The following is a 21,977-nucleotide window of genomic DNA, read 5'->3' on the forward strand; positions in this document are numbered from 1 at the left end:
AAGGGAACGGACACCCCAACGTAGAAGCGCCGGCGATCACGAGGATCACCCACATATCAAGCATGAGCGGATTGCCGCAGATGCGTGGGACCGCAACACCCAGCTCGGGGGCGGTGGAGAGTGTGAGCGTGATGAGGGTCGTGCTCGGCGTCGGACTGGCGCTCATCGATGCTGGCGCTGTGCTGATTCCCCTGCCGGGTTCTGGACTGGTCCTACTCACTGCGGGCGTCACCCTGCCGCAGTGGCGGCTGTCCTGCTGCGAAAGGGCGCCGCGGGTACCTGACGCGGCACATGCGGGCGAGACGCGCGTCCGGGCGCAGGCCATCGACTGGCGTTCGTGGCGGGCCTGACAGCGCGATACTGGCCCAATGAATGGCGGTACGGAGGACTTCGAGGACTTCGTGCGCGCACGGTGGCAGGAGCTCCACCGCGTTGCTGCCATCACCGTCGGCGGTCCCGACGCCGGCTCACACGTCACCGCCGGTGCCCTCGCTGGCCTGGCCGATCGGTGGGCTGAGCTCACCAGCACCGGCAGCCCGACCGCGGCCGCCCGTATCGCCGTCATGACCGGGGCCCTGACCGCCGCCTCGAAGACTCCCCCGCCCGGGGGCATGAAGACCCCCGCCGCAGTCGCCGGACACCAGCACGACGCAGACCCGGGCGCTGCCGCTCGGGTGGCGCTGACGGTCGTCCTGTCCGAGGCGCCGGCCACCGCCCGAGCTGCCTTGGCCGCGGCCCGCTGGTGGGACGAGACCCCCGCCCTGATCGCGGACTGCGCCCATACCGACACCGCCACCGTCGAGGCCGAGCTGGCCGACCTGCAGCGGGCGTTGACGCAAGCGCACGCCACCGCAGTCGACAGCCTCCCGCACGAGCGCACCCCGCCACTGACCGACGCCCTCGCGGACACGCTCGAGCACGCCGCCGACACCGCCAGCGTCACGGACCCGGTCGCCTGCGTGATCACCGCGCGCGGCAACGCGCGACGCCGACGGACCCGCCGGGCCGCCCTGGGGGCCGGCGTGGTGCTGACTGCCGCCGCTGTCACGGCACTGGGATGGCTTGGCACCCCGACCGGCGAGGCGCCTGCCCTGACCCCCGACGTGGGGCAGTGGGCCGTCGTGACCAGCTGGTCCCCCCGTGGCGCCCTGGCCGATGACCCCGCAGTCACCAGCATCGCCGCCGAACACGGCGCGGAGCCCGGCGCCAACCTGCTGTTCGCCGGCACGGTCGGCGACACGATCGCCATGGTCATGACGGCCACCGAGAACAGAGCCACCTACCCCGCCTTCGGCTTCGGCCCCGACCAGCCGCGCCTGCGCCTGTGGACTGCACCCGCCAGCGATGGCCCCGCCGCGCTGGTCCCCACCCAGATCGTCGGCGACAACACCGCGCGGACCCCCGACGTCGTGGCCCTCAGCATCGACCAGCAGGCCGCCGCCGCAGCGCCGGCGATCCTCGTGATGACCCGTCCCACCATCCCCAGCGCCACGATCACCGTCGGTGCCCTCCCGCAACCCGACGGCAGCACCCGCCCCGTCGTGCGTGAACTGCCTCTGACCGAGGGGATCGGCTCGTACACCGCCTTCCTCCCTCGGCTGGCTGTCAGCTACTACCAAGGTCCACCGGCCGGTGTCGGCCCCGACCGATCATCGTTCCCGGGACACGGTCCCGCGACCGAGCTGGCCGCTGCTCAGCGCACCCTGCTCGCTGCGGTGACGGGCCACGCAGCCGACACCCTGAGGACGCCGACCGCGCTGGAGTCCGTCGTCAGCGTTCCTGGCATCGAGCCGGACCGCACCGGTGATGATCGGGCACCCGTGCAGGTCACCGTCGTCACCACCATCACCCGCGACGGCGGATGGGTGCGTACCACCCGCCTGTCCAGCACCGCCCCAGACTTCGCCCCGGCCTACCTCGAACGCCTCGCCGCAGTCCCGTCCAGCGACCACACCCACGCACTGCTGCCCGTACCGGCAGTCGCCCCGACGTTCATCGCGCTCGGTCCAGACGCCGCCACTGCCGTCCTTGTCACCACCGAGGGGCAGGTGCGCGACACCGCCACCATCTCCAACGGCCTCGCCGTGCTGACCAGCACCCAGGATCCGCCAGCCACCACCTTCCGGCTGCGCCTGCTGGCACCGGATGGACACACGGTCTACGACGCCATCCCACCCATATCCGACGAGCTGCTCGACTGAGCAACCCCCCGCGGCGGAAAGGCCGGATCGGCGACGGCAGCACCGACCGAGCACTATCGTCGCTTGAGTGGCCGGTGTGGGACTTCGGGGCCGACTGGGCAACGCTGCAGGTGCCTTCGTCAGCAACGCCCGCAACCCTGAGCTCCGACGTGCCCAGCTGAGCTTCCTCGGGGCCTGGACCGCCGAGTGGGCCTTCACCGTGGGGCTCGGGATCGTGGCCTATCGGGACGGCGGCGCCACCGCCGTCGGCCTGGTCGGGCTGCTGCGCATGGTCCCTTCCGCCCTCCTCGCTCCACTGCTGTCACCGTTGGCGGACAAGGGTCGTCGTGAGCACGTCCTCGTCGTCGTCTCCGTGCTGCGTGCGGTCGCCACCGGGGCGGCCGCGCTCGTCGTGGGTGTCGGTGGACCGTCGCCGATCGTCTACGCACTGGCCGTGCTGTCCACCATCGCCGCCACCCTCTACCGGCCGGCACACTCGGCCCTGCTCCCCTCGCTGTGCCACAGCGGGTACGAGCTGGCCAGCGCCAACGTCGTGCGAGGGCTGCTGGACGCCGCCGCCACGCTGGTGGGGCCGTTGCTCGCTGCGCTCCTCCTCGGCCTGAGCGACGTGACCGTGGTGTTCGCCGTCGCCGCCGGCGCCTCGTTGTGGGCGGCCGTGCTGCTGCTGCGGCTGGACTACGACGCGCCCCCGCGGCCGCCAGCCGCACAGCAGGCCAACCTCGTCAGGTCTGCGGCGGAGGGCATCCGCGTCGTCTCGAGCAACCGCCACCTCGCCCTCATCATGGGCCTGGCGGCGGCCCAGTCGTTCACCCGTGGTGCCCTGACGGTCCTCACCGTCGTCGTGTCCATCGAGCTGCTCGCGACGGGCGAGTCCGGGGTCGGCGTGCTCACCGCGGCCATCGGCGCGGGCGCCGTCGTGGGCGCCCTCGGGGCGTCCCTGCTCATCAGCACGCGGCGCCTGGGGGCGTGGTTCGCTCTCGGGGTCGCCCTGTGGGGCGCACCGGTCACCCTGATCGGGGTAGTCCCCCACCAGGTCACGGCGTTGCTGATGCTCGCCGGTGTCGGCGTGGGCAACTCGCTCATCGACCTCGCCGGCTTCACCCTGCTGGCCCGGCTGGCCGCCGACGAGGTGCTCGGTCGCGTGTTCGGCGTCCTGGAGAGCCTTGTCGCGCTGTCCATCGGCGTCGGTGCGCTTGCCGCCTCCCTCGTCGTCGAGGAGGCCGGCGTCCGCCCGGCGCTCATCGGCATCGGCCTGCTGTGCCCGCTCCTCGCAGTGGTCTCGTGGCGACGGTTGCGACGGATGGACCAGGCCATCGGGGTCCGCGACGACGACATCGCCCTCCTGCACACCGTGCCGATGCTGAGCGTCCTGCCCCTGCCGGCGATCGAGCAGCTGGCACGCGGCCTCGAACCCGTGGACGTCCCCGCTGGCACGTTCGTCTTCCGGCAGGGAGACGTCGGCAACCACTACTTCGTCATCGAGTCGGGGAAGGCCGAGGTCCTCGGGGACGACCGCTTGGTGACCACGCTCGGCGCAGGTCAGGGGTTCGGGGAGGTCGCGCTGCTGCGCCGGGTCCACCGCAGCGCCAGCGTCCGTGCGACCACCGACCTGCGGCTCAGGGCCCTGCCCTCCGACCGGTTCCTCCCCGTCGTCCTCGGCTACGCGCCGAGCGAGCGGGAGGCCGGGGTGGCGGTCGACACGATGCTCAACCGCTTCAGGCCGCTGGAGGAGCCGGACCCTCCGCGGCAGTAGGCCTGCTCAGCCGCGGCAGTGGTCCAGCACGGTCGTGGCGATGGCCTCCGGCGTGAGCCCGACGCGATCGAGCACCTGACCCCGGGAGCCGTGGTCGAGGAACTCGCGCGGAAGGCCGAAGAGGTCGATCGGGACGTCGATCTTGCTGGCACGCAGTGCTGCCGACACGTGTGAGCCGACACCCCCGGCGAGCGAGTTGTCCTCGATGACGGCGACCCGCTGGGCGTCGCGGGCGAGCCGGCCGAGCGCCGGGTTGACCGGGAGCACCCAGACCGGGTCGACAACGCGCACACGCAGCCCCTCGGCGGCGAGCTTGTCGGCAACGGTGAGCGAGGTCGCGACCATAGACCCGACCCCGACGAGGAGCACGTCGACCGGGCCCTCGTCGGGCTCGACGAGGACGTCGACCCCGTCGACGGTGCGCACGGTCTCGATGGGGTCGCCGACCGACCCCTTGGGGAAGCGGATCACCGAGGGCGCGTCGGCGAGGTCGACGGCAGCCCGCAGCGCCTGCGGGATCTGCTGGCCGTCGCGCGGGGCGGCGAGGTGGAGGCCCGGGACGATGCCGACGAGGGACATGTCCCACATGCCGTGGTGCGAGGCGCCGTCGGGACCGGTGATGCCCGAGCGGTCGAGGATGAACGTCACGCCCGCACGGTGCAGGGCACAGTCCATGAGGAGCTGGTCGAAGGCGCGGTTGAGGAAGGTGGCGTAGATCGCGACGACCGGGTGCAGGCCGGCATACGCCAGGCCGGCAGCCATCGTCGTCGCGTGCTGCTCGGCGATGCCGACGTCGAACGTGCGGTCGGGGAAGCGCTTCGAGAACGCGTCGAGCCCGACCGGGATCATCATCGCGGCGGTGAGGGCGACGATGTCCTCGCGCTCCTCCCCCAGCTCGACGAGCGCGTCGCTGAACTCCTCGGTCCAGCTGCGACCGGAGATCTCGAGGGGCAGCCCGGTCTCGGGGTTGATGACGCCGACCGCGTGGAACTGGTCGCTCTCGTCGTTGACGGCCGGGTCGTAGCCCTTGCCCTTCTGGGTGATGACGTGGACGAGGACGGGGCCACCGAAGGCCCGCGCCCGCTTGAGCGCCTGCTCCAGGGCGGCGAGATCGTGGCCGTCGACGGGACCGACGTACTTGAGGCCGAGGTCCTCGAACATCCCCTGCGGCGCGACGATGTCCTTGATGCCCTTCTTGACGCCGTGGAGCGTCTCGTACATCGCGCCGCCGACGACGGGCGTGCGGTGCAGGGTCGACTTGCCCCAGTCGAGGAAGCGCTCGTAGCCGCGCGTCGTGCGCAGGGTCGCGAGGTGGTCGGCCAGCCCACCGCGGGTGGGTGCGTAGGAGCGCTCGTTGTCGTTGACGACGATGACCAGAGGCAAGTCGTCCTCGGCGGCGATGTTGTTGATGGCCTCCCAGGCCATGCCGCCGGTGAGGGCGCCGTCACCGATGACGGCGACCGTGTGGCGGTCGCGCTCCCCGCGGATCACGCGGCCCGCGGCGATGCCGTGCGCCCACGACAGCGAGCTCGACGCGTGCGAGCTCTCGACGACGTCGTGCTCGGACTCGGACCTGCTGGGGTAGCCGGAGAGCCCACCCTGCTTGCGCAGCCCCGAGAAGTCGTGGCGCCCGGTGAGCAGCTTGTGCACGTAGGACTGATGACCGGTGTCGAAGACGACGGCGTCGCGCGGGCTGTCGAACACCCGGTGGATCGCGATGGTCAGCTCGACGACGCCGAGGTTGGGTCCGAGGTGGCCGCCGGTGCGGGAGACCTCGTCGACGAGGAAGGTCCGGATCTCCCGGGCCAGGGTCGCCAGCTCGGTGCGGGTGAGGTCCGCGAGGTCACCGGGTCCCTGGATGCGCTCCAACACGCTCACACGCACTCCCTCTGGCTGACGTCGTCCATCCGCAAGAGTCTAGGTGCTCCCGTCGAACCAGTCCTTCAGGGCAGGGCTCTCGCGGCCAACTCTCACGGGGTCGTCAGGAAACGCTCACAACCGCGGCACGAACGCGTGGCCCTCCATCGCCTCGAGCAGCAGCCCGGCCGCGCGACGGGCCGCGAGCAGCCGAGCACCCTCGGCCTCGAGAGCCGCCAGCGCGGCGGCGACGCCCTCGGGCTCGACGTGGTCGGCGAGGTCGACCCGCAGACCTCTGTATGCCGTCCGCATGGCTCCCAGCTGACCGTCGAGGTGGTGCGTGGTCACCCAGGCGAGGGCTATCGGGTGCCGGCGCCACACGGCATACATGCGGTAGTCCGCCGGGCAGTGGTCGAGCAGCCAGCCGACGGCCGGCATCTGCCATCCCGGCGCGCTCGGCGGTGGCACCCGGTCGGGCCAGCCCGGAGGCCCGCCGCGGGCCCCACCCGGAGCGCCCGGGCTGGCGGCCCGCCGCAACGGAGGCGCCGGATTGTCGAACATGCGTTCGATTCTAGCCCGTGTTCAGCGGTCGCGACCGAGCCGAGCCGGAGGGCCACATCGTGGACCGACCGGAGATCGAGCCATAACTGACTCTTATGCTATCCATCAACGTTTGCACCCCATTGAGGAACGAGGACCCATGACGAGCGTCGCCTCCGGCAGCCGCACGCTGCGGCCGCCACGCACCGGCCGGTCCAACGGCCAGTGGGCTGTCGACGGTCGCGAGCCGCTGAACCCCAACGAGGCGTTCAAGGCCGAGGACAACGGGCTCAACGTCCGCGAGCGGATCGAGACGATCTACGCGCGAGACGGCTTCGACGCGATCCCCGGTGAGGACCTGCACGGCCGCTTCCGGTGGTGGGGTCTCTACACCCAGCGCAAGCCCGGCATCGACGGCGGCCGGACCGCCCAGCTCGAGCCGCACGAGCTCGAGGACAGGTACTTCATGCTGCGCGTGCGCAGCGACGGCCGGGCCCTCTCCCCCACGCAGCTGCGGGTCCTCGGGGGCATCTCCACCGACTTCGCGCGCGAGAGCGCGGACATCAGCGACCGGCAGAACATCCAGTACCACTGGATCGGCATCGAGGACGTGCCCGAGATCTGGCGCCGGCTCGAGGCGGTCGGGCTGCAGACGACCGAGGCCTGCGGCGACACCCCGCGCGGGTTCCTCGGCAGCCCGGTCGCCGGTGTGGCCGCCGACGAGATCCTCGACCCGACGCCGGTCATCGACGAGATCACCTCGCGCTGGCTGGGCGACCCCGAGCTGTCCAACCTCCCCCGCAAGTTCAAGACCGCGATCACCGGGCACCCGAGCCTTGACGTCGTCCACGAGATCAACGACATCTCGCTCGTCGGCGTGGTGCACCCCGAGCTCGGCCCCGGCTTCGACCTCTGGGTCGGCGGCGCCCTCTCGACCGCGCCGAGGCTCGCCGAGCGCCTGGGCGTCTTCGTCTCCGAGGCCGACGCCCCCGACGTGTGGCACGGCGTCATCTCGATCTTCCGTGACTACGGCTACCGCCGGATGCGCACCAAGGCGCGGCTGAAGTTCCTGCTCGCCGAGTGGGGACCCGAGAAGTTCCGCCACGTCCTCGAGACCGAGTACCTCGGCCGGGCGCTGCCCGACGGCCCGGCGCCGGCTCCCGCCAAGGGGCCGGGTGACCACGTCGGCGTGCACCCCCAGAAGGACGGGCGCTTCTACGTCGGCGCCGCCCCCGTGGTCGGCCGCCTCAGCGGCACCTCGCTCAGCGCCCTGGGCGACCTGCTCGACCGCGTCGGCGCGGACGCCGTCCGGCTGACCGCCCACCAGAAGCTCGTCGTCCTCGGCGTGCCGGCCGAGGGTCTCGACGAGCTGGTCGCGGGCCTGGACGCCCTGGGGCTCTCCAGCGCGCCGAGCCCCTTCCGCCGGAGCACGATGGCGTGCACCGGCATCGAGTACTGCAAGCTCGCACTCGTCGACACCAAGGACACCGCGACGGCGGTCATCGCGGAGCTCGAGAAGCGCCTCGCCGGCATCGAGCTGGACACGCCGATCTCGTTGCACGTCAACGGGTGCCCGAACTCGTGCGCCCGGATCCAGACTGCCGACATCGGCCTCAAGGGGCTCATCACGACGACCGAGTCGGGCGAGCACGTCCCCGGCTTCCAGGTCCACCTCGGCGGCGGCCTCGCCTCCCCCGAGCGCGACGAGGCCGGCCTCGGTCGCACCGTGCGTGGCCTCAAGGTGCAGTCGGCCGACCTGGCCGACTACGTCGAGCGGGTCGTCCGCCGGTTCGTCGAGCAGCGCACCGACGCAGAGTCCTTCGCCACGTGGGCCCACCGCGCCACCGATGAGGAGCTGACATGAGCACCATCACCACACGCCGCACCCGAAGGAGTGAGGAGGAGCTGAGGGCCCTTGCGTTGGAGGGCTCCCTCCTCGACGACACCGACGCGGTCGCGGTCGCCCGCTGGGCCGCCGAGACGTTCCCCGGCACCCTGGCGGTGGCGTGCAGCATGGCCGAGGGCGTGCTGCCCCACCTCGTCTCGCAGCACGCGCCGGGCGTCGACGTGCTCTTCCTCGAGACCGGCTACCACTTCGCGGACACGATCGGCACCCGTGCCCGGGTGGCCGGCGAGCTCGACGTCACCGTCGTCGACGTGCGCCCCGAGCTCACGGTCGCCGAGCAGGACGTCCGATTCGGTCCGCGGCTGCACGACCGCGACCCGGCCGCCTGCTGCGCGATGCGCAAGATGGAGCCGCTCGCCCGCACCCTCGCCGGCTACGAGGCGTGGGTGACCGGGGTCCGCCGCGACGAGGCACCCACCCGGACCCACACGCCGCTCGTGACCTTCGACGAGAAGCATGGACTGGTCAAGGTCAACCCCCTGGTGACGTGGTCGCTCGACGACGTCACGGCATACGCGATCAACAACGCCGTCCCGGTGAACCTCCTTCTCTCCGACGGCTACCCGTCGATCGGGTGCGAGCCGTGCACGCGGCAGGTCGCTCCCGGCGACGACCCCCGGTCCGGTCGCTGGGCCGGGCTGTCCAAGACCGAGTGCGGGATCCACGAATGAGCGCCTCCCTGACCGACCGCCTCGCCGTCGATGCGCCGACGGTGCACGAGGACGTGCACGTCCTGAATCAGCTCGACGCCCTCGAGAGCGAGGCCATCCTCATCATCCGCGAGGTCGTCGGCGAGCTCGAGCGTCCGGTGCTGCTCTTCAGCGGCGGCAAGGACTCCGTCGTCATGCTGCACCTCGCCGCCAAGGCGTTCTGGCCGGCCCCGATCCCGTTCCCGGTGCTGCACGTCGACACCGGACACAACTTCCCCGAGGTCCTGGCCTATCGCGACGCGACCGTCGAACGTCTCGGGCTGCGGCTGGAGGTGGCCAGCGTCCAGGAATGGATCGACGACGGACGCCTCCGCGACCGGCCCGACGGCACCCGCAACCCGCTGCAGACGCTCCCGCTGCTCGACGCGATCACGAGCCACCGCTTCGACGCGGTCTTCGGGGGCGGCCGGCGCGACGAGGAGAAGGCCCGCGCCAAGGAGCGCGTCGTCAGCCTGCGTGACGAGTTCGGCCAGTGGGACCCGCGCACCCAGCGCCCCGAGCTGTGGAACCTCTACAACCCCCGCCACGCGCCGGGCCAGCACGTCCGCGTCTTCCCGATCTCGAACTGGACCGAGCTGGACGTCTGGCGCTACATCGAGCGCGAGCGGATCGAGCTCCCGGGGCTGTACTACTCGCACGACCGTGAGGTGTTCGAGCGCGACGGCATGTGGCTCGCCGTCGGTCCGCATTCGCAGCCGCGCGACGGCGAGGACGTGCAGACCCGCACGGTCCGCTACCGCACGGTGGGCGACATGTCCTGCACCGGCGCCGTCCTCAGCGAGGCGCGGACCGTCAGCGACGTCGTCACCGAGGTCGCCGCGTCGACCCTGACCGAGCGTGGAGCCACGCGCGCCGACGACCGGCTGTCCGAAGCCGCCATGGAGGACCGCAAGAAGGAGGGCTACTTCTGATGCCGACCCTGCTCCGCCTGGCCACCGCCGGCTCCGTCGACGACGGTAAGTCCACCCTCGTGGGGCGCCTGCTCCACGACACCAAGAGCGTCCTCGCCGACCAGCTCGCCGCCGTCGAGCGCGTCTCCCGCGACCGCGGCCTCACCGCCGCGGACCTCGCGCTGCTCACGGACGGGCTGCGGGCCGAGCGGGAGCAGGGCATCACCATCGACGTGGCCTACCGCTACTTCGCCACGCCGCAGCGGTCGTTCATCCTCGCCGACTGCCCCGGACACGTGCAGTACACGCGCAACACCGTGACCGGGTCGAGCACCGCCGACGTCGTCGTCCTGCTCGTCGACGCGCGCAAGGGCGTGGTCGAGCAGACCCGTCGACACCTGGCCGTAGGCGCGCTCCTGCGCGTCCCGCACGTCGTCGTCGCGGTCAACAAGATCGACCTCGTCGACGACGCCGAGTCGGTGTTCGGGCAGGTGAGCCGGGACGTGCGCGCGGTGGCCGAGCAGCTCGGGATCGCCGACGCCCACGCCGTGCCGGTCTCGGCCCTGCTCGGCGACAACATCGTCGAGCCTTCACCCGCCACACCCTGGTATGCCGGTCCGAGCCTGCTCGCGCTGCTCGAGACCCTCTCCCCCAGCGCCGAGGCCGACGAGGAGCCGTTCCGCTTCACCGTCCAGCTCGCGATCCGGCCGCAGGGCGCCGCGCGCGACCCGCGTCACGTCGACTACCGCGGGTATGCCGGCCAGGTCACCTCCGGGGTCGTCGCGCCCGGCACCGCGGTCGTCGCCCTGCCCTCCGGGCAGCGGACCACCGTGGTCGGCATCGACCTCGGTGAGGTCGAGCTCGACGAGGCGGCCGCAGGACGATCTGTGACACTGCGGCTCGCCGACGACGTCGACCTCTCGCGCGGTGACACGCTCGTCGCGGCCGACGACGTGCCGGCCCTGACCCAGGACGTCTCCGGTGTCCTGTGCTGGCTCGGCGACACCGCGCTGCGCCCCGGCGCACGCGTCCTCGTCAAGCACCGCTCCCGGACGGTGCCCGCGATCGTGTGCTCCATCCAGGGGCGGCTCGACCTCGACACCCTCCGGACCCAGCCGTCGGAGGGCCTGTCGCTCAATGACATCGGGCAGGTCACGCTGCGCACCGCGTCACCGCTGCCGATTGAAGACTACTCGCGCAGCCGTGCGGGCGGCGCCTTCCTCGTGATCGACCCCACCGACGGCAACACGGTGGCGGCCGGGATGGCCGGCACCCTGTGAGCCTCCCTCTCGCCCTGGACCTCACCGACCGCCTCGTCGTCATGGTGGGGGGCGGACCCGTCACCGGGCGCCGGCTGCACGCCTTCGTCGCGGAGGGTGCCCGGGTGCGCGTCGTGGCCCCGTGGGTGTGCGAGGACGTCGCCGAGGTGCTGGCCCGCGACCCGGTCCTGGTCGAGTGGGTGCGGCGCGACTACACCGGTCCCGACGACCTCGACGGTGCGTGGCTGGTGCACACTGCGGCCGGCGACGGCGCGGTGGACACGGCCGTGCGCGAGGACTCGGCCGCCCTGCGGCTGTGGTGCATCGACGCCACCGATGCGTCGGCGACCGCGGCGAGGGTGCTCGCCCGGACCGAGGTCGAGACGCCCGACGGGGTGGTGACCGTGGCGGTGCACGCCGGCGGGGACCCGCGCCTGGCCGCCGGCGTGCGGGACGGCATCGACCTCGCACTCCGCAGCGGCGTCATCGACCTGCGCCGGCGCCGCCCGCGCACGACCGGCTGGGTGGCCCTCGTCGGCGGCGGGCCCGGCAGCGACGGTCTGCTCACGACCCGCGGCCACGAGCTCCTCGCCTCGGCCGACGTCGTCGTGGTCGACCGCCTCGCTCCGCGAGGGGTCGTGTCGCGACTGCCCGAGTCCGTCCGGGTCATCGACGTCGGCAAGACCCCGCACCACCATCCGGTCCCCCAGGACCGGATCAACGCGATCCTCGTCGAGGAGGCGCAGCGCGGACACGGCGTCGTCAGGCTCAAGGGAGGCGACCCCTACGTGCTCGGTCGCGGAGGCGAGGAACGCCTCGAGTGCGAGGCACACGGCATACCCGTCGAGGTCGTGCCGGGGGTGACGAGCGCGGTCGCGGTCCCGGCGGCGGCCGGCATACCGGTCACGCACCGTGGCGTCGCGAAGTCCTTCACGATGGTCACGGGACACGAGCAGGTCCCGTCGTTGCCCACGGGGTCGGACCACACCCTCGTGCTGCTCATGGGGGTGTCCCTCCTGCGAGAGACCGCACTCGCCCTGGTGTCGCAGGGGCGGTCGGTGGACTGCCCCGTGGCGATCATCGAGCGCGGGTTCCTGCCGGACCAGCGCGTGACGATCGGTACGCTCGAGGACATCGCCGACCTCGCCGACTCATGCGGCGTGCAGTCTCCGGCGGTCATCGTCGTCGGCGACGTCGTCAGGCTCGCGCACCCGGTCTGATCCGCAGCCCCGCCAAGGAGAACGCATGACCGCACCATCACTCGACAGCAGTGCCCGGGTCGCGACCGACGCGTCGGCCCGCTACGCCAAGCAGCTCGCCTCGCACCTCGGTCGGCGGATCGAAGCTGAGCCGGTGGAGGACGGCTGGCTGCTCCGCATCGGCAGCGGGACGTGCGAGCTGCGGCCCGAGGCCGACGCCCTCGTCCTGTCGGCGACCGCGCCGGACGCCGCCACTCTCGCCACCGTCGAGGACGTCGTCGGGCGCCACCTGGTGCGGTTCGGCGCGCGCGCCGGTCTCTCCGTCGAGTGGTCAAGCGGCACCCGCAACGAGGCCGTCGCGCCGGAGGAGCTCGACCCCGCCTGACGGCCCCCGTCATTGGCCCGGGCCAGGGCGTGGCCCAGCCGGGTGCGGCGCATGGGCACCGCACCCGGCTGAGCCGTCCCTGTCAGGTGTGGCTCGGCAGCTCACCCTCAGGTGAGGAGAGCCCGGCGACGTGCGCCCACGAGGAGCAGGGCGCCGAGGACCGCCAGCGTGAAGCCGACGCCCAGGAGCACGCCAGCCTCGCTGCCGGTCTGCGCGAGGTTGCCCGAGGGCGCTCCCATGGCCACGACAGCGGTCGGAGCGACCCGGACGGTGCTGCGGCTGGCCTGCGGGGTTGCGCCCTCGCGGATGCCGCCCTCGTCGGTGAGCACTGCCGGCGACGTCGGAAACTCCGGCTCAGTGGGGTTGTCCGAGTTGCCCGGGGTTCGCGGGTCCGTCGGGTTCACCGGCTCGACCGGCTCCGTCGGGTTCACCGGCTCGACCGGGTCCGTCGGGTCCGCCGGGTTGATGGGGTCGGTCGGGTCCGTCGGCTCCGCCGGGTTGATGGGGTCGGTCGGGTCAACAGGGGTTCCCGGATCGGTGGGAACCCCGGGCGGGGTCGTCCCGCCCTTGGTGCTGGAGTCCCCGAGAACCGAGACGGCGTTCCCGCCGACCGTCACCGGAACCTCGACCGGAGCCGAGACCTGGTTCCCACCAGCGACCGAGTTCTCACCCGAGGTGCTGGTGTCACCGCCGGTGGCGCCGCCACCGGTCGCCGGAGTCGTGCCAGCGTTCGTGGTGCTGGAGTCTCCGAGAACCGAGACGGCGTTGCCGCCGACCGTCACGGGTGCCTCGACCGGAGCCGAGACCTGGTTCCCGCCCAGGGCCGAGTCCTCACCCGACGTGGCGCTGTCCCCACCGGTGCTGGTGCCGGACTCGCCGGTGGTCGAGCTCGCAGCGGTGTCCTTGCTGCTCGAGTCCCCGACGACCGAGACGGCGTTCCCGCCGACCGTCACCGGAACCTCGAGCGGAGCCGAGACCTGGTTCCCACCAGCGACCGAGTCCTCACCCGACGTGGCGCTGTCCCCACCGGTGCTGGTGCCGGACTCGCCGGTGGTCGAGCTCGCAGCGGTGTCCTTGCTGCTCGAGTCCCCGACGACCGAGACGGCGTTCCCGCCGACCGTCACCGGAACCTCGAGCGGAGCCGAGACCTGGTTCCCACCAGCGACCGAGTCCTCACCCGACGTGGCGCTGTCCCCACCGGTGCTGGTGCCGGACTCGCCGGTGGTCGAGCTCGCAGCGGTGTCCTTGCTGCTCGAGTCCCCGACGACCGAGACGGCGTTCCCGCCGACCGTCACCGGTGCCTCGACGGAGACCACGGCCTGGTTGCCGCCGAGGATGCTTCCGGCGCCAGTGGTGTCGTCAGCCTGTGCCTGGGCGGAGAGGGCGATCCCGCCGCCGACCACGAGGGCGATCTGCAGCCCTCGTCGCAGTGATGCGTTCATGGTTGTTCCCTTCGAGAGTGATGCGTGGAAGCCCGCAACCGCGGGCACTGCTCGGACAGCGCCTACCAAGGCGCTGGAGCGGCATCAATCAGGTCGAGAACCCGGCTCCGTGGCTGGACCGGAGGTGAACCGCGACGTGGAGGACGTCGGTGCGGCGGAAGAGCCTTCGGGAAGGCTGAGAGCACCCGAGGTGGTGGCGACGTCGGCCCCACCCGGAACCGATGTCACGGACGAGCCCGAGCCCGGAACTGCTCCGGGCTGGGGACCCGCGGGCCGAGGAGCCGGTATGGACGGCGCGCGGTCGGTTGCCCCCGACGCCACCACCGTCGAGGCGGCTGTGAGCGTGAGGTCGCCCAGAGAGAGGGTCCACGGGTTGCCCGCGTGAAGGGCGACGGCGAAGGGAGCGGCGTCGGCAGCATGTCCGACAGGCCCCAGCTGCCCGAGTCCCACGAAGGCTTGTGCAACGGTCGGCTTCGCGGCGTTGTCACCCACCTCGACGAGGGGAGCAGCGGCGTCCGACGCGGCGGGCATTTCGGTCACTGCGTCGACCACCGTGACCACCGGGTTGACAGGGCTGACCACCGGGTCAATCTCGCCGATGACCGGCGGAAGGACGGCGGTGACAGGAGCCACGACCGGCTCGACGGCGGCCTTCACGACCGGCTCCACAGCGGCCTTCACGACCGGCTTGACGACTGGCTTGACCACGGTCTCGGAGACGGTTCGGACGGGCTCGTCGACGACCTTGGCCGGCTCCGCCACCACGTCCTCGACCGCGTCGACGGGCGCCGTGACGACGTCCGTGTCCGGCTCCGGGACAGCACTGCGGGCGGGCGCGCTGTCGACCACGTCGACCGTGCTGTCCACGACCTGTTCGACGGTCGTGACGGCGTCACCGGTGCCCAGCAAGCCAGAGTCGTCGGCGTGAGCCGACGTCGTCGACGCGAGGAAGAACCCGAAGAGCAGAAACGCAGCACCGAGCAGCAGCCTGAGCAGGCCGGTGCGGGACGGTGCAGCGCCCATGAGTCACCCCCGAATCCTGAACCCCGATGTGGTTGTTCCCAGTCGAGCGCAGTGTTGGAGACCTCGCAACGCGAGGAGCGGCCAGGCCGAGGAGTGACTACCCGCCGGTATCGGATCCCTGACCTGCGACTTTCCCTGAATTCCCTTGCAGCACAACGTCGCTCACGGATGGCCATGCCAGGAGCGGCCGTTCCTGGGTCCCACAAAGATAGTCACCCGACGGGAGACGTCAGCCGACCACGACGTCCAGTCCGGGGGCCTGCACGTCCACGACCTCGCCGTCCGCGTTGACGGAGACCGTGACGTCGACGTCTCCGACCCGGAGGCCGCGGACGGTCATGGCGCCGAAGGGCGCCGGGGTGATCGGTGCCAGGGCCAGGGTGCGTTTCGGAGCGTCGGCGCGGAGACCGAGAACCGCCTCGGCGAGCGCACCGGCCGAGGCAGCAGCCCAGGCCTGCGGCCGACAGGAGGCCGGGTAGGGCACGGGGCGACGCATGAGCAGGTCGCCGCCGAACAGCTCGGGCCATCGGTTCCCGCTCCACGCCCCCATGTCCACCATCGTGCGCAGCACTCGGCCGGCCTCGTGCGGGAACCCTTCCTGGGCCAGGCCCAGGGCTGCGATGGCGTTGTCGTGGGTCCAGACGGACCCGGTGTGGTAGCCCACCGGGTTGTATGCCGGGTTGTCCCGCGACAGGGTGCGCACCCCCGCGTCGCCCAGCATGTCCGGCCCGGTCAGCACGTGGGCCGTCCACCTGGCCTCAGCGGCCGTGAGCACTCCGGTCCCCAGGACGTGGCCCATGTTGCTCCCGACGCCGTCGACGCAGTGCCCGTCGCCGCCGATCGCCATGGCCAGGTGGCGGCTGCTCCCCGAGTCCACCCAGAACCGTTCGCGCACCACATCGGTCAGATCGTCGGCCCACGAGCGCCACGCGTCCCCGGACGTCCCGAAGACCGACTCGAGCAGGTGCGCCGCACCTCGAGCTGCCGCCACGGCATACGACTGCGTCTCGACCAGGGCGATCGGGGCATCGGCGACCGACCCGTCCCGGCGGCGCATCGAGTCCCCCGAGTCCTTCCAGCCCTGGTTGGCCAGACCCGATCCGCTCTCGTCGACGTAGCGCAGCAGCCCGTCACCGCGCTCGGCCTCGCTCCGCATCCAGGAGAGGGCGCCGTGCATGCTCGGTTCGAGCTCCCGCACGACCCGCTCGTCCAGTCCCCAGCGCCACGCATCGTGCAGCAGCCGCAGCCACAGCGCGGTCGCGTCGACCGACCCGTAGTAGACGGGTGGCAGGCTCATCGCCGAGACCGGATCGACGTAGGTGCTGCGACGGACCTCGTGGAGGATCTTGCCCGGGGCAGACGCCGTGTGGGGCTCGACCGAGGTGCCCTGCCGACGGGCCAGTGCCCTCAGCGTCCCCCGCGCGAGGTCGGTGCCGAACGGGAGCATGAAGCGGGCCGTCCAGAGGGAGTCGCGACCGAAGAGCGTGAGGTACCACGGCGTCCCGGCTGCAGCAAAGACGTCGGAGGCGGACTCGGGATCGGTGAGCAGGAGGCCGCGCAGGTCGGCCAGCGACTGGGTCATGAGGTGACCGGGTCTCGGGTCGGCGGCCACGACCTCGACGCCGGACCAGTCGATCGTGTTCCAGCCGGAGTCGGTGGCGAACGACGGGTCGCCCCTGCGCTGGCTCGTCACGCTCGTCTGCAGGGTGGCAGAGCCGCCAGGAGCCACCGTCGCCGACCAGAGCCAGGTCGTGCCGTCGTCATCACGCCCGACGGTCCCGCCATCGGCCCTGAATGTCGTGGTGTGCCGTTCGTCCTGCCAGGAGACGGAGCCGTCGGTGGTGCGTGGCTCGAGAATCTCGCCGGACCCGCCGGCCTTGACCGCCCCCACGTCCGCGCCGTCGCCGCCGAGGCGGATGGCCAGCCTGACCTTGACCCGTTCGGTGGCGTGGGAGGTGATCGTCAGGTCCTCGTGCATTCCCTGGTCGACCAGGGTGCGCTTCCGGAGGAGCTCCACGGTGGGGTCCGCACCCTCGTCGCCCAGCGAACGGAGCTGGGTGGAGACGGTTGTCGCCGATCCCGAGCTGGCCGCGGCCAGCCACGCAGGCGACTCCCCCGCAACCCGGACCTCCCAGGTCGAGAGCACCCTCCGGTCGTCCACGAACAGACCGGTCCCTGGACTGCCCATGTCCCCCAGCCGGTCCGAGAGGCTGGTGACGTTGCCGCGGACGGCAATCTCCAGCTCGTGGAGCCATGGCTGCACGTAGCGGGTCATCCTCGCCCCTCTTCCTCGATGTCAACGCCGACGCCCGCGCCCACTTGACACTCAAACGTGGCGCGCGTCACAGTGGGCACTATAGCGATTTGAAGGTTCAAATTCGAGAGGTCCGAGTTTGGCCGCCAGTCGCACCGCTTCTCACCGTCGAGGAGGTCCGCCATGGCGACGCCGTCGTCCGCCCGAGCCCGTGCGACCGTCAACGACGTCGCGTGGGCCGCCGGCGTCTCTCGCCAGACCGTCTCGAACGCCCTCAAGCATCCCGAGAGGGTGCGGCCGGACACGTTGCAGCGGGTGCACGCCGAGATCGACCGACTGGGCTACTCCCCCTCGACGGCCGCCAGCTCGCTGCGCCAGCAGCGGGCTGGCGCGGTCGGTATGGAGCTCACCGGGCTGGGGGCGCACTCGCTCAGCGACGCGCTGGCGCCGTTCCTCGTGTCGCTCACCATCGCCGCACCCTCCCACGAGTGCCACATCGTCACGTTCGGCTCGGATCGAGGTGGCCCCACGCTCGAGCGCTACCGCGAGATGTGGCGGAGCCGCCTCGTCGACGCCTTCGTCATCATGGACACCCACCACGACGACCCGCGCCCCACGTGGCTGGCCGGGCACGGGATCCCGTTCGCGTCCTTCGGCCGCGTGTGGGACGAGCCGGGCTTCACGGCGTGGGCGGACGTCGACGGGTGCGCGGGCACCCAGTCCGCGGTGGACCATCTCGTGGCGAGAGGTTACGGCGCCATCGGCTTCCTCGGCTGGCCGACGGGATCGCTGGTCGGCGACGAGCGACGAGACGGATGGCTCGCGGCAACGGCACGGCACGGACGCGAGGACCCGACCCTCCAGGCGACCTCGAAACAGGACCTCAAGGAGTCGATCGACGCCGCCGGCCCCCTCGTCGACCGCGTCGGCAGGGGAGGCGCTGTCGTCTGCGCCTCCGACCTGCTCGCCCTCGCCGTGCACCACGTGCTGCTCAGCCGAGGCCTCACCCCCGGTCGTGACGTCGGCATCGTCGGCTTCGACGGATCCCAGTCGGCCCAGGCGCACGGACTCACCAGCGTCGCCCAGCCCTACCGCGCCATCGCCGACGAGCTGCTCACGCAGGTGCACGACCAGCTGACGTCAGGTCAGCACCGGCCCTCCGGCGTGATGCTCACTCCCACCCTCGTTCCCCGGTCCAGCTCCCACCCCGATCCGCCACCGCCCCACCACCACCACCAGGAGAAGTCATGAACACCAACCGCGCTCGTCGCTCCCGCGCCGCCGTCGTCTGCGCCGCAGGCGTCGTCCTCTCCCTCGCCGCATGCGGCGGCGGTGGAGGGTTCGAGGAGGAGTCCGCTGCCCCGCAGCAGTCGACGGGACCCTCCAAGCTCCAGATCCTCATCGGCACCTCCGGTGACGCCGAGACCGCCGCGGTCAAGGCGGCAGCGGACGGCTGGTCGAAGAAGACGGGCAACACCGCCGAGGTCGTCGTCGCCTCCGACCTCAACCAGCAGCTGGGGCAGGGCTTCGCCGGTGGGACCCCGCCGGACATCTTCTACGCCGACGCCGCGCGCATCGGTGACTTCGCCAAGGCGGGAAACCTCTATGCCTACGGCGACCAGGTCCAGGACGCCGGCTTCCTCGACAGCCTCGTCAAGACCTACACCTACGACGGCAAGCTGCAGTGCGCGCCCAAGGACTTCTCGACGCTCGCGCTCATCATCAACACCGACCTGTGGACCAAGGCCGGCCTGACCGACGCCGACATCCCCAAGGACTGGGCCGGTCTCGAGGCCGCCGCCAAGAAGCTCACCAACGGCAAGGTCACCGGCCTCGTCGTCAGCGGCGAGTGGGCCCGGCTCGGGGCCTTCATGCGGCAGGCGGGTGGTTGGGTCGTCAACGAGGACGGCACCGAGGTCACCGCCGACTCCCCCGAGAACGTCGCCGGCCTCACCCAGGCCAAGAAGATGATCGCGGCGGGCACCTTGAAGTACGCCAAGGAGGTCGACTCCGGCTGGGGCGGTGAGGCGCTCGGCAAGGGTGTCGCCGGCATGACGATCGAGGGCAACTGGATCCGCGGCGCGCTCACCAAGGACTTCCCGAACATCAAGGCCAAGGTCGTCGAGCTGCCCGAGGGTCCGGCCGGCAAGGGCACCCTCCTCTTCAGCAACTGCTGGGGCATCGCCGCGAAGTCGAAGTCGCAGGCCGCGGCGGTCGACCTCGTCAAGACGCTGACGGCGACCACGCAGCAGATGGAGTTCGCCAAGGCGTTCGGCGTCATGCCGTCGACCAAGGACGGCGCCCAGCAGTACAGCCAGCAGTTCCCGGACGATGCTGCCTTCGCTGCCGGTGGTGAGTACGGTCAGGGTCCGGTCAACGCCCCCGGCTTCGACCCGGTCATGGCCGCCTTCAACACCGACCTCGAGCAGCTGAAGAGCAAGGAGCCCAAGGCCATCCTCGAGAGCCTGCAGAAGAACGGCACCGCCGCCCTCGGCGGGAACTGACGGATGTCCGCCACCACCACGCCCCGCCGCGGCCGGCAGATCGCCGGCCGCGGTGGGACGCGCGCGGGTGACACCGCTGCGGGCTGGCTCTTCACCGCCCCCATGCTCCTCATCCTCGGGGTCTTCCTCTTCATCCCCGTGCTCATGGCCTTCTACGTGAGCCTGACGAGCTGGAACGGCAACGGCTCCCCGTTCACGGGTGGCGAGAACGCGAAGTTCGTCGGGGTCGAGAACTACACCTCCCTTTTCGCCGAGGAAGGTCTGCGGCGGCAGAACTTCATGCAGAGCATCGGCAACAACTTCTGGTTCGTCTTCTTCGTCGTCCCGCTCCAGACCGCGTTGTCGTTCTTCCTCGCCCTGATCGTCAACAACAAGTTCCTCAAGGGCAAGGGCTTCTTCCGCACCGCCTTCTACTTCCCGTCCGTGACAAGCTCCATCGCCATCTCGGTCGTCTTCATCTTCCTGTTCGCCAACTCCGGCGCCGTGAACGCGGTCCTCAGCCTTCTCGGGATCAACGGACCCGCGTGGTTCAGTGACCCCCGCGGACTTTTCCACATCCTGGCCGGAGGCGTCGGCGTGGACACGGCGCCCGGGTTCGCCGAGGCCCAGGTGTTCGGCCGCAGTCTGTGGGACTGGTTCTCCGGGCCGTCGGTCGCGATGTGCGTCGTCATCATCCTCGTCATCTGGACGACGACCGGCACCTTCATGCTCATGTTCCTGGCGGCGCTGCAGGACGTCCCGGTCGAGGTCGAGGAGGCCGCGATGATGGACGGCACCACCGGGTGGCAGAAGCTGCGGCACGTCACCGTGCCGATCCTCAAGCCGGCCTTCTTCCTCGTGACCACCCTCGGGCTCATCGGGACCTGGCAGGTCTTCGACCAGATCTACGTCATGGGCAAGGGCGCCCCGGCGAACACGACGCTCACCCCGGCGTTCCTCTCCTACAAGCAGTCCTTCACGAGCCTCGACTACGGCACGGGCGCGGCGATCTCCTTCATCGTCTTCGCCCTCATCATCGCCCTCACCTCGGGCCAGCGGTGGCTCCTGAGGGACCGTGACGTCAAACCCCGGCGCAGGGCGCGGGTAGCCAGCATCGCGGCGTCCAACACCCAGACCGGAGCGAGGAAATGACCCACCGCACACCGCAGTGGAAGCTGCTGGTCCTCTACGGCCTTCTCGTCCTCTTCGCGGTCGGGTTCATCTACCCGTTCTTCATCCAGATCGCGACGTCGTTCAAGTCCAACCCCGCGGCCACGGAGAACCCGCTCAGCCTCATCCCCAACCCGTTCGACCTCGACGCCTGGCGCCGGATCTTCGGAGTCGAGGGCGGCTCGGCCGTCCCCATCCCCACGTGGACCAAGAACTCCTTCCTCGTGGCCACGGTCGTCACGGTCCTCCGGGTCTTCCTGGACAGTCTCGCCGGCTATGCGTTGTCGCGCCTGAAGTTCCGCGGACGCGGCTTCATGTTCGCGACGGTGCTCGCCGTGATGAGCGTCCCCGGGGTGGCGCTGCTCATCCCCAAGTTCCTCATCGTCAACTACCTGGGGATCTACGACACCTACACCGCGATGATGCTCCCCCTCATCGTCGACGCCGCCGGTGTCTTCATCATGAAGCAGTTCTTCGACTCGATCCCCGTCTCGATCGAGGAGGCCGCCCGGATCGACGGAGCCGGCGTGTTCCGCACGTTCTGGTCGGTCGTGCTCCCGATGGCCAAGCCGGCGCTGATCACGCTGACGATCCTGTCCTTCCAGGGCTCTTGGAACGAGTTCGCGCACTTCCTCGTCACCACCCAGGACGTCGAGAAGCGCACCCTCGTCACCGGCCTCGCCAGCCTGGCCAGCGGTGAGCTGAGCGCCGGCACCCAATACCCGCTCAAGCTCGGCGCGGCCCTGCTCACCACCATCCCGGTCGCGATCCTCTTCTTCATCTTCCAGCGGCACTTCACCTCGGGCGCCAACGAGGGCGGCGTCAAGGGCTGACCGGGCAGACCACGCACGACGCCCGTATGCCGGAAGCTTCCGGCATACGGGCGTCGTCGTCTCCCGACGAGG

The 21,977-nt window shown here is 71.1% G+C and carries 17 protein-coding genes; 12 read left to right on the forward strand and 5 right to left on the reverse strand.

The features are described 5' to 3' along the window. The first annotated feature begins 368 nt into the window (after positions 1-368). On the forward strand, positions 369-2,201 hold the full coding sequence (locus ACOJV9_RS08380; RefSeq protein ID WP_420184744.1) for a hypothetical protein: 1,833 nt from the start codon (positions 369-371) through the stop codon (positions 2,199-2,201). A 76-nt stretch (positions 2,202-2,277) separates the two neighbouring features. Beyond that, entirely contained in the window at positions 2,278-3,954 is a 1,677-nt protein-coding gene (locus ACOJV9_RS08385) for an MFS transporter (RefSeq protein WP_420184745.1), read from the forward strand. A gap of 6 nt (positions 3,955-3,960) precedes the next feature. Here ACOJV9_RS08385 and dxs read toward each other — a convergent pair whose 3' ends face one another. Together dxs and ACOJV9_RS08395 are read right to left on the reverse strand one after the other, a co-directional pair. Beyond that, positions 3,961-5,832, reverse strand: a complete 1,872-nt coding sequence (dxs, locus tag ACOJV9_RS08390; RefSeq protein WP_420184746.1) for a 1-deoxy-D-xylulose-5-phosphate synthase — start codon at positions 5,830-5,832, stop codon at positions 3,961-3,963. A gap of 114 nt (positions 5,833-5,946) precedes the next feature. Further along, positions 5,947-6,372, reverse strand: coding sequence for a hypothetical protein (locus ACOJV9_RS08395; RefSeq protein ID WP_420184747.1), 426 nt, complete (start codon positions 6,370-6,372; stop codon positions 5,947-5,949). Positions 6,373-6,511: 139 nt separating this feature from the next. Here ACOJV9_RS08395 and ACOJV9_RS08400 point away from each other — a divergent pair, with 139 nt between their 5' ends. From ACOJV9_RS08400 to ACOJV9_RS08425, 6 genes are read left to right on the forward strand one after another with little or no spacing between them, the layout of a single operon-like run. Next, the gene (locus ACOJV9_RS08400) at positions 6,512-8,215 is read left to right on the forward strand and encodes a nitrite/sulfite reductase (protein ID WP_420184748.1); all 1,704 of its coding nucleotides are present in this window, start codon (positions 6,512-6,514) and stop codon (positions 8,213-8,215) included. Then, positions 8,212-8,928, forward strand: coding sequence for a phosphoadenylyl-sulfate reductase (locus ACOJV9_RS08405; RefSeq protein ID WP_420184749.1), 717 nt, complete (start codon positions 8,212-8,214; stop codon positions 8,926-8,928). The genes ACOJV9_RS08400 and ACOJV9_RS08405 overlap by 4 nt, the downstream gene beginning before the upstream one ends. Next, on the forward strand, positions 8,925-9,878 hold the full coding sequence (gene cysD, locus ACOJV9_RS08410) for a sulfate adenylyltransferase subunit CysD (RefSeq protein WP_420184750.1): 954 nt from the start codon (positions 8,925-8,927) through the stop codon (positions 9,876-9,878). Before ACOJV9_RS08405 ends, cysD begins: the two co-directional genes overlap by 4 nt. Beyond that, complete coding sequence (locus ACOJV9_RS08415; RefSeq protein WP_420184751.1) at positions 9,878-11,137, forward strand: sulfate adenylyltransferase subunit 1; 1,260 nt, start codon at positions 9,878-9,880, stop codon at positions 11,135-11,137. The genes cysD and ACOJV9_RS08415 overlap by 1 nt, the downstream gene beginning before the upstream one ends. After that, a complete protein-coding gene (gene cobA / locus ACOJV9_RS08420) occupies positions 11,134-12,336 on the forward strand; it encodes a uroporphyrinogen-III C-methyltransferase (RefSeq protein ID WP_420184752.1) in 1,203 nt (400 codons plus the stop codon). The genes ACOJV9_RS08415 and cobA overlap by 4 nt, the downstream gene beginning before the upstream one ends. A gap of 25 nt (positions 12,337-12,361) precedes the next feature. After that, entirely contained in the window at positions 12,362-12,700 is a 339-nt protein-coding gene (locus tag ACOJV9_RS08425; protein ID WP_420184753.1) for a DUF2218 domain-containing protein, read from the forward strand. 107 nt (positions 12,701-12,807) lie between these two features. Here ACOJV9_RS08425 and ACOJV9_RS08430 read toward each other — a convergent pair whose 3' ends face one another. The 3 genes from ACOJV9_RS08430 to ACOJV9_RS08440 all read right to left on the reverse strand — a co-directional run bounded on the left by ACOJV9_RS08430 (position 12,808) and on the right by ACOJV9_RS08440 (position 17,440). Continuing rightward, positions 12,808-14,142: an autotransporter outer membrane beta-barrel domain-containing protein gene (locus ACOJV9_RS08430; RefSeq protein ID WP_420184754.1), complete on the reverse strand. Its 1,335-nt coding sequence runs from the start codon at positions 14,140-14,142 to the stop codon at positions 12,808-12,810. A gap of 84 nt (positions 14,143-14,226) precedes the next feature. Then, positions 14,227-15,165: a hypothetical protein gene (locus tag ACOJV9_RS08435; protein ID WP_420184755.1), complete on the reverse strand. Its 939-nt coding sequence runs from the start codon at positions 15,163-15,165 to the stop codon at positions 14,227-14,229. A 229-nt stretch (positions 15,166-15,394) separates the two neighbouring features. Next, entirely contained in the window at positions 15,395-17,440 is a 2,046-nt protein-coding gene (locus tag ACOJV9_RS08440; RefSeq protein ID WP_420184756.1) for an amylo-alpha-1,6-glucosidase, read from the reverse strand. A 162-nt stretch (positions 17,441-17,602) separates the two neighbouring features. Between ACOJV9_RS08440 and ACOJV9_RS08445 the strand changes: the two genes are divergently transcribed. From ACOJV9_RS08445 to ACOJV9_RS08460, 4 genes are read left to right on the forward strand one after another with little or no spacing between them, the layout of a single operon-like run. Further along, complete coding sequence (locus ACOJV9_RS08445) at positions 17,603-18,670, forward strand: LacI family DNA-binding transcriptional regulator (protein WP_420184757.1); 1,068 nt, start codon at positions 17,603-17,605, stop codon at positions 18,668-18,670. After that, the gene (locus ACOJV9_RS08450; protein ID WP_420184758.1) at positions 18,667-19,923 is read left to right on the forward strand and encodes an extracellular solute-binding protein; all 1,257 of its coding nucleotides are present in this window, start codon (positions 18,667-18,669) and stop codon (positions 19,921-19,923) included. The genes ACOJV9_RS08445 and ACOJV9_RS08450 overlap by 4 nt, the downstream gene beginning before the upstream one ends. A gap of 3 nt (positions 19,924-19,926) precedes the next feature. Continuing rightward, complete coding sequence (locus tag ACOJV9_RS08455; protein ID WP_420184759.1) at positions 19,927-21,054, forward strand: carbohydrate ABC transporter permease; 1,128 nt, start codon at positions 19,927-19,929, stop codon at positions 21,052-21,054. Further along, a complete protein-coding gene (locus ACOJV9_RS08460) occupies positions 21,051-21,905 on the forward strand; it encodes a carbohydrate ABC transporter permease (RefSeq protein WP_420184760.1) in 855 nt (284 codons plus the stop codon). The genes ACOJV9_RS08455 and ACOJV9_RS08460 overlap by 4 nt, the downstream gene beginning before the upstream one ends. Positions 21,906-21,977 lie beyond the last annotated feature (72 nt).

It is taken from the genome of Knoellia terrae (assembly GCF_048606435.1).
GTDB lineage: Bacteria > Actinomycetota > Actinomycetes > Actinomycetales > Dermatophilaceae > Knoellia > Knoellia terrae.

Bases quoted from the DNA above. Each gene is read 5' to 3' on its own strand.
- cysD (WP_420184750.1), top strand. From the start codon at position 8,925: ATGAGCGCCTCCCTGACCGACCGCCTCGCCGTCGATGCGCCGACGGTG.
- ACOJV9_RS08380 (WP_420184744.1), top strand. From the start codon at position 369: ATGAATGGCGGTACGGAGGACTTCGAGGACTTCGTGCGCGCACGGTGG.
- ACOJV9_RS08425 (WP_420184753.1), top strand. From the start codon at position 12,362: ATGACCGCACCATCACTCGACAGCAGTGCCCGGGTCGCGACCGACGCG.
- ACOJV9_RS08455 (WP_420184759.1), top strand. From the start codon at position 19,927: ATGTCCGCCACCACCACGCCCCGCCGCGGCCGGCAGATCGCCGGCCGC.
- ACOJV9_RS08460 (WP_420184760.1), top strand. From the start codon at position 21,051: ATGACCCACCGCACACCGCAGTGGAAGCTGCTGGTCCTCTACGGCCTT.
- ACOJV9_RS08405 (WP_420184749.1), top strand. From the start codon at position 8,212: ATGAGCACCATCACCACACGCCGCACCCGAAGGAGTGAGGAGGAGCTG.
- ACOJV9_RS08400 (WP_420184748.1), top strand. From the start codon at position 6,512: ATGACGAGCGTCGCCTCCGGCAGCCGCACGCTGCGGCCGCCACGCACC.
- ACOJV9_RS08445 (WP_420184757.1), top strand. From the start codon at position 17,603: ATGGCGACGCCGTCGTCCGCCCGAGCCCGTGCGACCGTCAACGACGTC.
- ACOJV9_RS08440 (WP_420184756.1), bottom strand. From the start codon at position 17,440: ATGACCCGCTACGTGCAGCCATGGCTCCACGAGCTGGAGATTGCCGTC.
- ACOJV9_RS08435 (WP_420184755.1), bottom strand. From the start codon at position 15,165: ATGGGCGCTGCACCGTCCCGCACCGGCCTGCTCAGGCTGCTGCTCGGT.
- ACOJV9_RS08395 (WP_420184747.1), bottom strand. From the start codon at position 6,372: ATGTTCGACAATCCGGCGCCTCCGTTGCGGCGGGCCGCCAGCCCGGGC.
- ACOJV9_RS08415 (WP_420184751.1), top strand. From the start codon at position 9,878: ATGCCGACCCTGCTCCGCCTGGCCACCGCCGGCTCCGTCGACGACGGT.
- ACOJV9_RS08450 (WP_420184758.1), top strand. From the start codon at position 18,667: ATGAACACCAACCGCGCTCGTCGCTCCCGCGCCGCCGTCGTCTGCGCC.
- ACOJV9_RS08430 (WP_420184754.1), bottom strand. From the start codon at position 14,142: ATGAACGCATCACTGCGACGAGGGCTGCAGATCGCCCTCGTGGTCGGC.